12 protein-coding genes are annotated in these 14,777 nt (G+C 70.1%); 8 read left to right on the top strand and 4 right to left on the bottom strand.

Going from position 1 to position 14,777, the window contains the following annotated elements; all coding sequences use genetic code 11:
• Positions 1-153 precede the first annotated feature (153 nt).
• The 3 genes from pyk to ACGFIB_RS03005 form a co-directional block, all read right to left on the bottom strand.
• Positions 154-1,245: a pyruvate kinase gene (gene pyk, locus ACGFIB_RS03015; protein ID WP_393368072.1), complete on the bottom strand. Its 1,092-nt coding sequence runs from the start codon at positions 1,243-1,245 to the stop codon at positions 154-156.
• Positions 1,242-2,321, bottom strand: a complete 1,080-nt coding sequence (gene sat / locus ACGFIB_RS03010) for a sulfate adenylyltransferase (RefSeq protein WP_357157111.1) — start codon at positions 2,319-2,321, stop codon at positions 1,242-1,244. The genes pyk and sat overlap by 4 nt, the downstream gene beginning before the upstream one ends.
• A gap of 72 nt (positions 2,322-2,393) precedes the next feature.
• On the bottom strand, positions 2,394-3,044 hold the full coding sequence (locus tag ACGFIB_RS03005) for a CDP-alcohol phosphatidyltransferase family protein (protein WP_142568311.1): 651 nt from the start codon (positions 3,042-3,044) through the stop codon (positions 2,394-2,396).
• Positions 3,045-3,608: 564 nt separating this feature from the next.
• On the opposite strand from ACGFIB_RS03005, the gene ACGFIB_RS03000 reads away from it, so the two are divergent.
• Both ACGFIB_RS03000 and ACGFIB_RS02995 read left to right on the top strand, forming a co-directional pair.
• On the top strand, positions 3,609-4,247 hold the full coding sequence (locus tag ACGFIB_RS03000; RefSeq protein WP_357246804.1) for a LysE family translocator: 639 nt from the start codon (positions 3,609-3,611) through the stop codon (positions 4,245-4,247).
• Between the two features lie 91 nt (positions 4,248-4,338).
• Positions 4,339-4,536 (top strand): DUF2795 domain-containing protein, encoded by a 198-nt coding sequence (locus ACGFIB_RS02995; RefSeq protein WP_191052051.1) that lies wholly within the window; start codon positions 4,339-4,341, stop codon positions 4,534-4,536.
• A 161-nt stretch (positions 4,537-4,697) separates the two neighbouring features.
• Here ACGFIB_RS02995 and ACGFIB_RS02990 read toward each other — a convergent pair whose 3' ends face one another.
• On the bottom strand, positions 4,698-5,525 hold the full coding sequence (locus ACGFIB_RS02990; RefSeq protein WP_393368069.1) for a patatin-like phospholipase family protein: 828 nt from the start codon (positions 5,523-5,525) through the stop codon (positions 4,698-4,700).
• Between the two features lie 202 nt (positions 5,526-5,727).
• Here ACGFIB_RS02990 and ACGFIB_RS02985 point away from each other — a divergent pair, with 202 nt between their 5' ends.
• From ACGFIB_RS02985 to ACGFIB_RS02960, 6 genes are all read left to right on the top strand, one after another.
• Complete coding sequence (locus ACGFIB_RS02985) at positions 5,728-8,502, top strand: cellulose binding domain-containing protein (RefSeq protein WP_393368067.1); 2,775 nt, start codon at positions 5,728-5,730, stop codon at positions 8,500-8,502.
• Positions 8,503-8,685: 183 nt separating this feature from the next.
• Complete coding sequence (locus ACGFIB_RS02980) at positions 8,686-9,177, top strand: hypothetical protein (RefSeq protein WP_393368065.1); 492 nt, start codon at positions 8,686-8,688, stop codon at positions 9,175-9,177.
• A 309-nt stretch (positions 9,178-9,486) separates the two neighbouring features.
• Complete coding sequence (locus ACGFIB_RS02975) at positions 9,487-10,170, top strand: hypothetical protein (RefSeq protein ID WP_393368063.1); 684 nt, start codon at positions 9,487-9,489, stop codon at positions 10,168-10,170.
• A 318-nt stretch (positions 10,171-10,488) separates the two neighbouring features.
• Positions 10,489-11,268, top strand: a complete 780-nt coding sequence (locus tag ACGFIB_RS02970; protein ID WP_393368061.1) for a phosphotransferase — start codon at positions 10,489-10,491, stop codon at positions 11,266-11,268.
• A gap of 156 nt (positions 11,269-11,424) precedes the next feature.
• On the top strand, positions 11,425-13,482 hold the full coding sequence (gene pta / locus ACGFIB_RS02965) for a phosphate acetyltransferase (protein ID WP_393368059.1): 2,058 nt from the start codon (positions 11,425-11,427) through the stop codon (positions 13,480-13,482).
• 108 nt (positions 13,483-13,590) lie between these two features.
• Complete coding sequence (locus tag ACGFIB_RS02960) at positions 13,591-14,769, top strand: acetate/propionate family kinase (protein ID WP_393368057.1); 1,179 nt, start codon at positions 13,591-13,593, stop codon at positions 14,767-14,769.
• The last annotated feature ends 8 nt before the right edge of the window (positions 14,770-14,777 follow it).

The raw sequence follows: 14,777 nt of genomic DNA, 5'->3' as shown, positions 1-14,777 counted from the left end.
CGTGTCCGATGAATAGCCGTACCGAGGAGCCGTGCCGGAAAGAGGGGAGGACGGAGTGGCGTCAGCCGACGCCGGACCAGCGGCGGATCGGGTCGTGCGATCACCCGTGCCGATCACCCGTGCCGATCACCCGTGCCGATCACCCGTGCGGCGTCACCGCTGCCGCCCGGCGGGATCGGCGGCGGAGCCGCCCGCCAGCCGGACGGTCAGGACGTGCGCGGGCGCCGGTCCGGCGTCGCCGGAGGCCTCGGCCTTCCGCAGGTACTCCTCCGCGGCCGAGGCGACCTGTTTCATCGTCCTGACCGACTCGACCGGATGGGCTCCCACCGCGGTCTCACCGGAGAGCATGACACCGGCCGCGCCGGCGAGGACGGCGTTGGTGATGTCGAGGATCTCGGCCTTCGTCGGATACGGCCTTTCGATCATGCTGTCCAGCATCTCGGTCGCGACGATGACGGGCTTGTCGAACTCCGCCGACCGGGCCAGGATCTCCTTCTGCAGCAACCCGATCTGCTTGACGTCCGTCTCGATCGACAGGTCGCCGCGATCGATCATGATCGCGTCAGCGCTGTCGATGATCTCCTCCAGGTTGCGTACGGCCCGGGGAGTCTCGATCTTGGCGACGATGCCGGCGTGGCCGCCGGACAGCTCCTGCCTGACCAGCCCGACATGCCCGGCCGACTCGACGAAGCTGATCCCCACCAGGTCGACGCCGGTCTCGCGGGCGAAGGCGAGCATCTCACGGTCGCGTTCGCCGACGAGTTCGCCGCCGAGGTCCACGCCGGGGGCGTTGATGCCCTTCCTGCTGCGCAGCCGGCCCGCCACCTCGGCCCGGCAGTGCAGGTCGGGGCCCCTGACATCGACGACGGTGAACCGCAACTTGCCGTCGTCGGCCAGCAGCGTGTCGCCCGCGGACACGTCCAGGTGCAGCCGGCGTGAGCTGATCGGCACCTTCCGGCCGCCGTCGTCACCGGTCTGCGTGGTGAGGATGATCGTGTCTCCGACGCCGAACACGGGCTCCGACGCGAGGTTCGCGGTGCGGATCTTCCGCCCGGGCACGTCGAGGAGGATCGGTGTCGCGGGGAGCACCCGACGGACCAGTGCGATCGTGTCCCGGTGCCAGTCCAGGGTGTTGTGCGAGGCGTTGAGCCGCACCAGGTTCATCCCGGCTCGGGCCAGGCGCGCGAGCGTTTCCGCGGACCTCGTCGCCGGCCCGATGGTGGCGATGACGCGGGTATGGCTCATGCGCTCTCCTCCTCGATGAACAACTGCCCGGCGCCGCGCACGGCGGCCACCACTTCCCGCCGCATGACGTGGGTGGGGGGCATGGTCTCGGACTGCAGCATCCGCCTCATCCAGGTCCCGCTGATCTCCGTCGTCGCGGCCGTGCCGCCGTGGCGGCATGTCCGTTCCGTCACGATCCCGTCGCAGATCTCGCAGTGATACGGGCCGTGCAGCCGCATGATCCGGATGCCCAGCTCGCCGTCGAACCGCCTGGTCAGCTCGTGGGCGGCGTACTTGCCGTACCAGTCGCCCACGCCGGCGTGGTCGCGGCCGACGATGAAGTGCGTGCAGCCGTAGTTGCGCCGGATGACGGCGTGGAAGACCGCCTCCCGGGGACCGGCGTACCACATGGAGACCGTGATGGGCGACAGCAGGACGCGGTCCTTCGGATAGACGTGGTCGAGCAGGGCCCGATAACCCCGCAGCACCGCGTCGGGCGCGAAATCACCAGGCTTCTTGCGTCCCACGAGCGGCTGGACGAGGAGCCCGTCCACGTGCTCAAGGGCGACGCGTTGCAGATATTCGTGCGCACGGTGGGGCGGGTTGCGGGTCTGGAACCCGGCGACCGTCTCCCATCCGTTCTCGGCGAACACGCGCCGGCTCTCGGCGGGCGTCAGCTCCGCGAGGCCGTCCTCGGCCGGGGCGCGCTCGAAGTCGACGACCCGGCCGCCGATGAAGAAGCCCGGCAGGCCGAGGAAGGCTTTCACCCCGGCATGGTCCGGGCGATCCGTTCCGAAGATCTCACGGGCGTCGGCCCGCAGATCCCGCCGGAAGACGTCGCTCACGGCCACCTCGGCCACACGCGCGCCCCGGTAGGTCAGCGTCACCCGCGCCGTCCCCTCCACCTGCCGTGCCAGGGCGGAGTCCACGTCCAGAGCGATCGGGAGCGGAAACAGCTCACCGTCCGGCAGCCGCATGGTCTCCACGACACTTTTCCACTCGCGCCGGTCCATGAATCCTGTCACCGGTGAAAATGCGCCCAGTGCGAGTTTCTCCAAATCCAGATACTGACGTCGTCCGAGTGCGAGCGCGGTCATTCACATCCTCCCCGACGGTGCCGTTTCCGGCATGCTGAAAACGTGCCCCGCTCAGGGGCGGGCACGAATACGTCAATTGGTCGCGATCAGTGCGGCCATGAGTGCGAACGTGGCCGCGAACAGGCACCACAGCCCGATTCCCCGCTGCTTCGGCACGCGCAGTGAGGAGAGGTTCAATACGACGAGCGCGATAATGGTGGCGTACACCGTGTATACGCCCAGCCATCGCGCCAGAAGCACGGCGCCGGCCACGGCGAGGGGGTTGTAATAGACGGGCAGTCCCCGGAAGTGGTCGCCGCCCGCGCTGTGGACGTTGAAGTAGCTGAGCCTGAGCACGCCCGCGACGGCGATCAGGATCGCCCCGGGCAGGAACACCGCCTGACGGCCGCCCATGACCAGCAGCAGCATCCCGGGAACGACGGCCGAGGTCACGATGTCGACGAGTGAGTCGAGTTGCACCCCGATCCGCCCGTGGTCGGGCGTGCGCCCCGGCGTCCTGCGGGCGATCTGACCGTCGAGGAGGTCGCAGGCGACCGCGGCCAGCAGCGCCACCGTCGCCCAGTGAATCCGCTCGTGAAGCAGCAGGTAGAGCGCGACGACGGCGAGGGACAGCCCGATGACGGTGCAGATGTTGGCCGGGTCGCGGATGTAGTACAGAATCGCCGGAGCCGCGTCACTGTCCGTCGGCGAGGTCCCGCTCGCCGCCTGTTTCGGCGCGGTCACAGGACGACCGGCGTTTCCGGGCGCATGGCCGGTTCGCCCCGCGTTCCCGAGCCTGCGGCCTGTTCACGCCGCGGTCCGATGTCGTTCGCCGCGCCCGTGCCCGGCCGTGAACGGTTTCCCGGAATCGACGCGGCTCGCCACGGCCGCGCCGCCGCGTGCGGTTCCCATGACAGGACTCGTATTTCGAGCACGAGTTGCCCCCTAAAATTCCCCGATCCCGCCGAAAGGAGATCCCCTCTCTCCGGAGGCAATGTTTACCGTTGGTTCACCGTGAGTCAAGAGGGAGTTTGACGGTCTCGGCGGGAGAGGATCGATGTTCTTGGCGGAGGGTGATGTTCCGGTTTCGGTAGGCGATCACGATGGAAATTCGTCTCACCAATCGAGATGTGCGACAAGGGTCGTCCAGGATCGCCATTATCGGGTGTGCCCGAACCGGCGAGGGCGGGTGCCCGCCCTCGTGGGGATTTCCCGGCGGAAAGACGTACGCTCGAAACGGCCGGGCGGCCACGCTATTCGCGGGCCAAGAAAACCGTCGCACCGAATCGGACAGGGAAAGGCCAATCAATGATCAGCTTGAGCGCGGTCCTCGGGATCGCGGCCATCGCCCTCGGTCTCGTCCTCTCGCCGGGCCCCAACATGATCTATCTGGTCTCACGGTCGATCCTCCAGGGCCGCAGGGCCGGGCTGTACTCCCTGGCGGGCATCGGGGCCGGCTTCCTGGTCTACCTCACCGCGGTCACCGCGGGACTCATCGCGGTCTTCACCGTCGTGCCGCCGCTCTACCTGGCGATCAAGCTGGCGGGTGCGGCCTATCTCCTCTGGCTCGCCTGGAACGCGCTCAAGCCGGGGGGCGAGTCGGCCTTCACGCCCCGTCCGCTGCCGCCCGATCCGCCACGCAAGCTGTTCACCATGGGGCTGCTCACCTGCCTGCTCAATCCCAAGCTCGCGATCCTCTATGTGTCCCTGCTGCCGCAGTTCGTCGACCCCGCGCGCGGTCATGTCGCCGAGCAGAGCCTGCTGCTCGGGCTCACCCAGATCGTCATCGCCCTGACCGTCAACGGCGCCATCGTCATCACCGCCGGCACCGTCGCCGCCTTCCTCAACAAGCGCCCGGCCTGGCTGAGGGTGCAGCGTTATCTGATGGGCACGGTGCTGGCCGGGCTCGCCGTCCACATCGTCACGCAGCAGACCGCCAACGCCTGACCGGCCCCGCGCCGCGCCGTTCCCGTGTGGTGCGGGAGAGAGGGGGTACGCGAGGGAGAACAGGACGAACACCGACGAAGGGGGGCATGTCATGGCCGACGCACCGAACCCGATCCAGATGCAGAAGCACCTGAAGGGCGTGGACTATCCGGCCGGCAAGTCGGACCTGATCCGCACGGCCCGTGACCAGGGGGCGGACGACGACGTCATCGACGCGCTCGATCGCATCCCCGACCGGCAGTACGACGGCCCCAACGCGGTCAGCAAGGCGGTCGCCGAGACCCGGTAGGAAAGGGCCCGGTGAGATACCGGTCCCGGCGCCGGGCGGCCGGCGCGGGAGCGTTCCCGCGCCGGCCGCCGGTGTGACGCCAGCCGTGTGACGCCAGCCGTGTGACGCCAGCCGTGTGACGCCGCCCGTCGTACGGGCGGGGCGGCGGGCAGGCCCGGGGGTCAGGACCAGACGGCGGCGATCGGCTCGGCGAGGGCGGCGGCCTGGTCGATCCCGGCCGCGAAGGCCGGTCCCCACAGGGCCGGGTCGAGGACGTTCTGGCCGAACACCGCGACCGACGCGGTGTCGGGGTGGACGACGTACGACGTGGGCGCGCCCGCCTTCGCCATCTCGGCGTCGAGCACGGCCCGGGGGGTCAGGGTGCCGAGCGGTTCGAGCACCACGAGCGCGCGGGCGCCCTCCGCGAGGTCGGCGTTGGTCGCGGAGCGGACGCCGCCGTCCACGTACCTGCGGCCGTTGATCTCCACGGGCGGGAAGACCATCGGCACGGCGCAACTCGACGCGACGGCGAGCACCAGCGGCGCGCCGGAGGAACGGTCCCATACGACGAACTCGCCGGTGGCCGCGTCCACGCTGGTGATCAGCAGCTCGCGCTCGGGCCACTCCTTCACCGGCAGCCGCTCGCCGACCGCCGCGAGCCGATCGGCGTAGTGGTCGACCCTGGCCGCCAGGGCCATCTGGCCGACCCTGCGCCGGGCCTCCCGCCGGTCGAGGGTCGGGTCGAACATGATGGCGAACGCCTGCATCACCTCGTCCATGTGGTCGACGGCCGGAGGCGGGCCGGTGTCCACCACGGCCTGGTGGGCGATCGCCTCCTCCAGGTCGGCGCCGGTGGCCACGAGTGTTCCGACGACCGAGCCGGCCGAGGTGCCGATGATCCGGTCCGCCGTCCCCAGGTCGACGCCGAGGCGGCGCAGGCCGGTGACGATCCCCGCCTCCCAGGCGATGCCGGCGACTCCTCCGCCGCCGAGCACGAGAGCAGTAGTCATAACCAGAATTATGTTCCACGGGAGCGTGTGCTCGGGCCATTAGTGAAACCGGTTCCAATTAGTCTGGACGCCAAACTATTGACGGCGCTTCCGCCGATGTGTGAACCTTCCCTTCAGATTTCCATGCACGTGGGAGAAGGACGGTCAGGGTCCCCGCCTGGTCGTGCATGGCCGGTTGTCCGTGCTCGGAGGGAAACCGTCCATGCGAAGATTCGCAGCCCTGCTCGTGGTCGCCGCCGTGGCGCTGGTCACGGCCGTGATCAGAATGTCCCCGGTGTCGGCCGTCGCCGCCGACTCCTACACGTTCAAGAACGTGCAGATCCTCGGAGGCGGCTTCGTCCCCGGGATCGTCTTCAGTCCCGCCCAGAAGGACCTGATCTACGCGCGCACCGACATCGGCGGCGCGTACCGCTGGAACCAGTCGTCCCAGGCCTGGACGCCGCTGCTCGACTGGGTCGGGCAGTCCAACTGGGGCTACAACGGCGTCGTCGGCATCGCCCCCGACCCGGTGGACGCCAACAAGGTGTACGCCGCCGTCGGCATGTACACCAACAGCTGGGACCCCAACAACGGCGCCATCCTGCGCTCGTCGAACAAGGGCGACACCTGGCAGGTGAGCCCCCTGCCGTTCAAGCTGGGCGGCAACATGCCCGGCCGCGGCATGGGCGAGCGCCTCGCGGTGGACCCGAACAAGAACAGCATCCTCTACTTCGGCGCGCCCAGCGGCAACGGCCTGTGGCGGAGCACCGACTCCGGCGCCACCTGGTCGAAGGTGACCAACTTCCCCAACGCCGGCAACTACGTCGCCAGCCCCGGGGACGCGTACAACGGTGACAACCAGGGCGTCGTCTGGGTGACCTTCGACAAGCGGACCGGCACCTCGGGCAACGCCACCCAGACCGTCTACGTGGGCGTGGCCGACAAGGCCAACACCGTCTACCGCACGACCAACGGCGGCACCTCCTGGGAGCGGGTGTCCGGGCAGCCCACCGGCTACATCGCCCACAAGGGCGTGATCGACACGGCCAACGGCTACCTCTACATCGCCACCAGCGACACCGGCGGCCCGTACGACGGCGCCAAGGGCGACGTGTGGCGCTACGCCACCGCCACCGGCGCCTGGACCCAGATCAGCCCGATCCCGTCCAGCAGCGGCGACGACTACTTCGGCTACAGCGGCCTGACCGTCGACCGCCAGCACCCCGGCACGATCATGGTCGCCACCCAGGTCTCCTGGTGGCCCGACGCGATCTTCTTCAGGAGCACCGACAGCGGCGCGACCTGGACCCGCATCTGGGACTGGACGTCGTACCCGGACCGCAGCTTCCGCTACAAGATGGACATCTCCGCCGCTCCGTGGCTGACCTTCGGCACGAACCCCCAGCCGCCCGAGGTCACTCCCAAGCTCGGCTGGATGAACGAGTCGGTGGAGATCGACCCGTTCAACTCCGACCGGATGATGTACGGCACCGGCGCGACGATCTACGGCACCACCGACCTCACGAAGTGGGACTCGGGCGGCCAGTTCACGATCAAGCCGATGGTGAAGGGCCTGGAGGAGACCGCCGTCCTCGACCTGATCAGCCCGCCGAGCGGCGCCCCGCTGGTCAGCGCCCTGGGCGACATCGGCGGCTTCCGGCACACCAACCTCGACGCCGTGCCGTCCATGATGTTCACCCAGCCCGTCTTCACCTCCACGACCTCGCTCGACTACGCCGAGACCAACCCGAGCGTGATGGTGCGGGCCGGTAACTTCACCGACTCCGACCGGCCGAACGACAGCCACGTGGCCTTCTCCACCGACGGCGGGGCCAACTGGTTCCAGGGCACCGAGCCGGGCGGGATCAACAACGGCGGCACGGTCGCCGCGGCGGCCGACGGCAGCCGCTTCGTCTGGTCGCCCGCCGACCCCGGCATCCAGGTCGTCTACTCCGTCGGCTTCGGCAACAGCTGGAGCGCCTCCACCGGTGTTCCGGCCAACGCGATCGTCGAGTCCGACCGGGTGAACGCGCAGAAGTTCTACGCCTTCTCCGGCGGCAAGTTCTACGTGAGCACCAACGGCGGTGCGAGCTTCGGCGCCACGGCGGCGACCGGGCTGCCCACGACCGGCGTGCACTTCAAGGCGCTGCCGGGCAAGGAGGGCGACGTCTGGCTGGCCGGCGAGGGCGGCCTGTGGCACTCCACCAACTCGGGGGCCTCGTTCACCAAGCTGTCGAACGTCGGCAGCTCGATCAACATCGGCTTCGGCAAGGCGGCGCCCGGCAAGACGTACCAGGCCCTCTACCTGGCCGGCACCGTGGACGGCGTGCAGGGCCTGTTCCGGTCCGACGACACCGGCGCGAGCTGGGTGCGCATCAACGACGACCAGCACCAGTACGGCAACATGGGCGAGGCCCTGACCGGCGACCCGCGGATCTACGGCCGGGTCTACCTCGGCACCAACGGCCGGGGCATCATCTACGGCGACCGCGACGGCGGGTCCTCCCCGTCGCCGTCGCCGTCCGCTTCGCCCTCGGCGTCCCCGTCGCCGTCGCCGTCCGCTTCGCCCTCGGCGTCCCCGTCGAAGTCGCCGTCGCCGTCCCGGAGCCCGTCGCCCAGTCCGTCGGCCAGCCCGTCGCGCTCGCCCAGCCCGTCCCCGAGCCCGTCACCCTCGGCGAGCCCGTCGGGCGGCAAGGGGTGCTCGGCGACGTACACCGTGGTCAACCAGTGGCCGGGCGGCTTCCAGGGCGAGGTCACGGTGAAGAACACCGGCAGCGCCTCGATCAGCGGCTGGAACGTCAAGTGGGCCTTCGCCAACGGCCAGACGGTCAGCCAGTTCTGGAACGGCACGGTCAGCCAGTCCGGGGCGAACGTCACGGTCACGAACGTGAGCTACAACGGCTCGGTCGGCTCCGGGGCGTCCACCACGTTCGGGTTCCAGGCGAGCTGGAACGGGACCAACGCCGTCCCGTCGCCGGTGACCTGCACCGCCTCGTGAGATAACACCACAACGGCCGTACGGATGCGCCGCCCCGGCGGCGCATCCGGACGGCCTCTTGCCTGTCTCGATGAGAACGGCCTGGGTCTTCTCCGGGATCCCGTCCCGTCCTCCGATTCATGACGCGGGCATCAGGATGTCAACCTGAAGTAACGGCCCATGTACAGGGAGTCATGTGCGTATGTGGACGAGTCCATGCGTCTCGAAGAGGGTCTTTACGTGCTGGCCGCTGTCGCCGTCCCTGTCGATCGTGCCGCTGAATACCGTGCGGTCCTGCGTGGCCTCCTGCTGACCAAGCAGCCGCGGCTGCACTGGCGAGACGAAGACCGGAAGCGGCGCCTGGTGATCGCTCGTGCCGTCGCAGCCCTGTCGCCGACCTTGAACATCGTGATCGGCGCCGGGCTCCTGCCTGCGAAGCAAAGGCGAGCTCGGCGTAAGTGCCTGGAGCGGCTGCTGTGGCAGTTGGCGTCCAATGACATACGGCACGTGGTCATGGAACGTAGGAACGCCGCAGGCGACAAAGAGGACCTTGACTTGGTCAACGCCCTTCGCGCTCGGCAAGCGCTGCCGCACGACATGCATGTTCAGTGGGGCGATCCTCTCGCCGAGGAACTCCTCTGGCTGCCCGATGTGGTCGCGGGAATAGTTGCCAGAGCGGAGGCGGGGGATGACTGAATGTGGCGTCTGCTGCGCGGCGAGCGCATGACCGAGCGCGTGATCTGCGAATGATCGCGCATAACCGGGAATGATCCCGAGAACGCGAAGCCCGGGTTCCCGTCAATTCCGGCGGTAAGCCCGGGCTCACTTCCTCTCCCCCTCGCAGGGGGCGGCATCTGGAAGCATATCTGGGAAGACGGCTCCGCGCATCACCGTGTGTGACGTTCGCATGACCTGACGCAATTATCGAACCGTCCGCGAGCGACCTGACCGTGCTCGTCGGAAATTCGCGTGCACTCCGAGGGCGGCCGGTGTTGCATGAATCCGATGACCGACGATCCGCTGGAACGACTGCGCGCCGCCGCCCGGCGCACGCGTGAACTCGCCCTCAACCGGGCGGGCACCGGCCTGGGCCATGAGGACGCCGACGACGACGTCGGCACGATCGGCACGGACGGCGCCCTCGGATTCGACCCGTTTCCCCTGCTCGAAGCCCTCCACCGCCATGGCGTCCGGGCCGTGGTGATCGGGCAGGTCGCCGGCATCATGCACGGATCCGCCGAGCTGACCGGCGATCTGGATCTGCTCTGGGACGGCGAACCGGTCCACGCTCCGGCCCTGGCGGCCGCCTTCTTGTCCGTCGACGCCCGGCTCTTCGACGAAACGGGCACCCCCATGGCGACTCATCCGGATGCTCTGCTCCGTGCCAAAGTGCAGTTCACCGCGCCCGGAGCGAGCGGCGACTGCTGCACCCCCGCGCTCCCCTGGGGCGACCTGCGGCTCCGGGAGATCCTCGACAGGGCGGTCACGGCACACGGCCCGGGCGGCCTGGAAGTCCACTACGTGTCCCGCGAGGACCTCATCCGGATGCGGCGGGCCATGGGCCGCCCCAAGGACCTCCGGCGAGCAGCCGAGCTCGACGGTCTCGCGTGTGACGAAGTGAGACAGCAGACCGATCATGGCGGGCAGCGCTGCGCTGCGAACTCGTCTGGGCGACCACCACACACGTGAGGACCAGTGGTTCGGGCTCTGCTGGAAGACCCGGACTCTGGTGAGCTGGGCGGGCGGACGCCCGTTCGCCTGGGTAGACGACGAGATCACCGACGCCGACAGGGACTGGGTCTCCGCGCGCCATGGCGGTCGGGCTCTCCTTCACCGCGTGGAGTCATACAGGGGGCTCACCGACGAAGACTTCGCAGCCCTCGATCAATGGCTTCGAGCCTTGTGAATCATCCGGGAAGCATTCGTTCGACCTGTCCGCGCCCGGCTTCGAAGCCAGGGACGGAAAAGGGTTGGGCTGGGACGGCGCACAGGTGATCTATTGGAGCGGTGACGGGACTGTCGGATGAGTGGGGCGGGGCGGGATGGGACAGCCAGGCGCGGTTGGTCCGGGGGCGGTGGGTGGAGCGCCGTCCCAGGCGCCCGGAGGTGGCTGCGCGGCTGGTCATGGAGACCCGCCTGATGCCGTGGCTCGCGCAGCGGCTGCCGCTCCCCGTCCCGATCCCTCATGTCCTGCGGCAGGAGCCCTTGGTCGTACGGCACAAGATGGTCGCCGGTGAGTCGCTCGGGATTTTCGAAGCCGCGGGCGGTCGGACGCTGGGCGCGTTCCTGCGGGCCCTGCACACGGTAGATCCCGCGGAAGCCGTACGGCGCGGTGTGCCGTCGCCGCGGGAAGTGCTGAGAGAGCGGGCGGCGACGGTGAAGGACTTCGGCACCCGCGTCATACCGCTCCTGCCGGACGACCGGCGAGCCGTCGCTTCGACGTTGCTGGACGCCGTGGCGGCGTTGCCCGCCCACGCTCTGGTGCATGGCGACCTCGGGCCGGAGCATGTGCTGATGCGGGACGGTGCGGTGAGTGGCGTCATCGACTTCAGCGACGCGCACGTCGGTGATCCGGCGCTCGACCTGGCATGGGCGCTCCACGGCGCCCCGCCGACCTTCGCCCGGGCCGTGGCGGCGGAGTACGGCGCCGCCCCGCAGCTCGCAGAACGGGCACTGCTGTGGCACCGGCTCAGCCCATGGCACGAGGTCACGCACGGCCTCGACACCGGCGACCCGGACACGGCGCGCAGCGGTCTGGAGGGCATCCTCGCCCGCCTCCCGGCCTGAGCAGGCGGCACGAGGGCACTTACGCGCTGTGAGACCGAACGACCAGTGAGGAAAGGCCCTACGGATGTGACGGCCGACTGGTATGCCCGAAGGGCCCTTCGCGTAGCCTTTCTGGGGCGGGCCGTCGGGCCGCGCCTGGACAGGGGTGACTGCGCGATGGCGATCGGGGTTTACGTCGCGGCCGGCGACGCGAGGAGCAACAAGGGCACGATCGCCCTGGGCATGATCGAGCTGCTGACCCGCCAGGTGGGCGCGGTGGGTGTGTTCCGGCCGGTCGTCCGGTCCGGCCGTGAGGACAATCTGATCAACACGGCGCGCAGCCGCTTCGGGATCGGCCTGCCCTACGCCATGTGCACGGGGGCCACCTACGAGGAGGTGCACGCCGACGAGGAGCGCGCGGCCGGGGAGATCCTGGCCCGCTACCGGGCACTCGCCGGGCGGTGCGACGCGGTCGTGGTGATCGGCACCGACTACACCGACGTGGGCGCGCCCACCGAGTTCGTGTTCAACGCCGAGCTCGCCGCCAACCTGGGCACGCCGGTGATGAACGTGGTGACCGGGCTCGACCGCACCCCGGAGGAGATCGCCGCGGCGGTCGAGATGTCGCGCAAGGAACTGGCCGAGCGGCACGCGACCGAGCTGGCCACGGTCGTCACGCGGGTCGCCCCCGGCCTGGTGGACGAGGTCGCCGCCCGCGTCCCCGCCTACGTCCTGCCGGAGGTGCGGCGGCTGTCCGCGCCCACGGTGAGCGACCTGATGGCCGCCTGCGACGGCGAGCTGTTCATGGGCGACGCCGACCAGCTCGGCCGGGAGACGGGCGGGCTGATGATCGGCGCGATGTCGCTGCCGAACATCCTGGAGCGCCTCACCGAGGGCCTGGCGGTCGTCGTCCCCGCCGACCGGGCCGCCGCGCTGGTGCCGGGACTGCTGTCGGCGCACAAGGCCCCCACGTTCCCCGCCCTGTCGGCGATCATCCTCAACGGCGGGCTCGAACTGCCCGACGCGGTCGTCCGCCTGCTGAAGGGCATGGACATCCGGCTGCCGATCATCACGACCGACGGCGGCACGTTCGAGACCGCGACCAGCTTGTCGAGGGCAGAGGGCCGGTTCAGCCCGGACGCCAAGGGCAAGATCGACACGGCGCTCGGGGTCTTCGCCGAGCACGTCGACGCCGGGGCGCTGCTGCGCAATCTGCAGGTCACCAAGGCCGCCGCGATCACCCCGCTCATGTTCGAGTACGACCTGCTGGACCGTGCCCGCACCGACCGCAGGCACATCGTGCTGCCGGAGGGCGCCGAGCCGCGGATCCTGCGCGCCGCCGACAGCCTGCTGCGCCGGGGCGTGGCCGAGCTGACCCTGCTGGGCGACGAGCGGGAGATCCGGCTGGCGGCGGCCACGATGGGCCTGGCCGTCGAGGGCGCCCGCGTGGTCAGCCCGTTCGATCCGGAGCTGCGCGAGCTGTTCGCCGAGGAGTACGCCCGGCTGCGCGCGCACAAGGGTGTGACGGCCGGGCAGGCCCGCGACATCGTCACCGACGTCTCCTACTTCGGCACGATGATGGTCCACCTCGGGCTGGCCGACGGCATGGTCTCCGGCGCCGCCCACACCACGGCCCACACGATCAGGCCCTCGTTCGAGATCATCAAGACCTCGCCGGGCGTCGGCGTGGTGTCCAGCGTCTTCTTCATGTGCCTGGCCGACCGCGTCCTCGTGTACGGCGACTGCGCCGTCGTCCCCGACCCCACGGCCGCCCAGCTCGCCGACATCGCGATCTCGTCGGCCGCCACGGCCGCCAGGTTCGGGGTCGAGCCGCGCGTGGCCATGCTGTCGTACTCGACCGGCGAGTCCGGCGCGGGGCCTGAGGTGGAGAAGGTGCGTGAGGCCACCGCGCGGGTCCGCGAGCTGCGGCCGGATCTGCCGGTCGAGGGCCCGATCCAGTACGACGCCGCGGCCGAGCCGAGCGTGGCGCGCACCAAGATGCCCGGCAGCGCGGTGGCCGGGCGGGCGACGGTGTTCGTGGTGCCCGACCTCAACACGGGCAACAACCTCTACAAGGCCGTGCAGCGCAGCGCCGGCGCGGTCGCGATCGGGCCGGTCCTGCAGGGCCTGCGCAAACCGGTCAACGACCTGTCCCGCGGCGCGACCGTGGGCGACATCGTCAACACCGTCGCGATCACCGCCATCCAGGCGCAGGCGCACGAGGAGGCTCAGTGAGCGCAGGCGCGGTGGGAGACACGGTGAGCGCGCAGGCGCGGTGGGAGACACGGTGAGCGCAGGCGCGATGGAAAGCACAGTGAGCGCGCAGGCGCGGGAGGAGACACGGTGAGCGGGCAGGTCCTCGTCCTGAACACGGGGTCGTCGTCCATCAAGTACCGCCTCATCGACATGGGGACGCGCCGGGCCGTGGCCGGCGGGCTGATCGAGCGCATCGGCGAGGACGAGAGCGTGGTCACCCACGACGGCGTGCGGACCGAGCGCCGGGTGGCCGACCACGAGGAGGGGCTGAAGGCGGTGCTCGCGGCCTTCGCCGAGCACGGGCCGCCGCTCGACGGCGTGACCGCCGTGGGCCACCGGGTCGTCCACGGCGGCAGCCGGTTCGTCACACCGGTGCTGATCGACGACGAGGTCGAGCGGGCCATCGAGGAGATGGCGCCGCTGGCGCCGTTGCACAACCCGGCCAACCTGGAGGGCATCCGGGTCGCCCGGCGGGCCTTCCCCGGCCTGCCGCACGTCGCCGTCTTCGACACCGCCTTCCACGGCACGATCCCGCCCCACGCGCACACCTACGCCGTCCCCCGCGAGTGGACGCGCAAGCTCGGCGTGCGCCGCTACGGCTTCCACGGCACGTCCACGGCGTACGTCTCCCGCCGGGCGGCCGCGCTGCTCGGCCGGCCGTACGACGAGGTGAACTCGATCGTGCTGCATCTCGGCAACGGCGCGAGCGCGACGGCGGTGCGGGGCGGGCGCAGCGTGGACACCTCGATGGGCATCACTCCGCTGGCGGGGCTGGTGATGGGCACCCGTTCCGGGGACGTCGACCCTGCTCTGGGCGCCTACCTCGGCCGGGTCGCCAGCATGGACCTGGCGGGCGTCGACGCCGCGCTGAACAAGGAGAGCGGCCTGCTCGGCATGTGCGGGGCCAACGACATGCGCGAGGTGTGGCGGCTGGCCGACGCGGGGGATGAGGACGCCCGGCTCGCGCTCGACGTCTACGGCTACCGCGTGCGGGCCTATATCGGCGCCTACTACGCCGCGCTCGGCCGCGTTGACGCCCTCGTCTTCACCGGCGGGGTGGGGGAGAACAGCTCCCGTGTCCGCGCGCTCGCGGTGAACGGGCTCACCAGGCTCGGCATCGAGATCGATCCCGAGCGCAACGCCGCCGAGTCGGCGGAGGCCAGGGTGGTCTCCCCGGAGGGCGCCGAGGTGACGGTGCTGGTGGTGCCCACCAACGAGGAACTGGAGATCGCCGAGCAGACGGTCGCCTGCCTCGGGGACGCGTGAGCCCGCCG

This window comes from Microbispora bryophytorum (assembly GCF_043197435.1).
Lineage (GTDB): Bacteria > Actinomycetota > Actinomycetes > Streptosporangiales > Streptosporangiaceae > Microbispora > Microbispora bryophytorum.
The sequence above is the reverse complement of the archived record's forward strand: the minus strand, read 5'-3'. Positions and strand labels throughout refer to the sequence as shown.

Coding starts and splice junctions, on each gene's coding strand:
- pyk (WP_393368072.1), bottom strand. CDS start 1,245: ATGAGCCATACCCGCGTCATCGCCACCATCGGGCCGGCGACGAGGTCC.
- sat (WP_357157111.1), bottom strand. CDS start 2,321: ATGACCGCGCTCGCACTCGGACGACGTCAGTATCTGGATTTGGAGAAA.
- ACGFIB_RS03000 (WP_357246804.1), top strand. CDS start 3,609: ATGATCAGCTTGAGCGCGGTCCTCGGGATCGCGGCCATCGCCCTCGGT.
- ACGFIB_RS02995 (WP_191052051.1), top strand. CDS start 4,339: ATGGCCGACGCACCGAACCCGATCCAGATGCAGAAGCACCTGAAGGGC.
- ACGFIB_RS02990 (WP_393368069.1), bottom strand. CDS start 5,525: ATGACTACTGCTCTCGTGCTCGGCGGCGGAGGAGTCGCCGGCATCGCC.
- ACGFIB_RS02985 (WP_393368067.1), top strand. CDS start 5,728: ATGCGAAGATTCGCAGCCCTGCTCGTGGTCGCCGCCGTGGCGCTGGTC.
- ACGFIB_RS02975 (WP_393368063.1), top strand. CDS start 9,487: ATGACCGACGATCCGCTGGAACGACTGCGCGCCGCCGCCCGGCGCACG.
- pta (WP_393368059.1), top strand. CDS start 11,425: ATGGCGATCGGGGTTTACGTCGCGGCCGGCGACGCGAGGAGCAACAAG.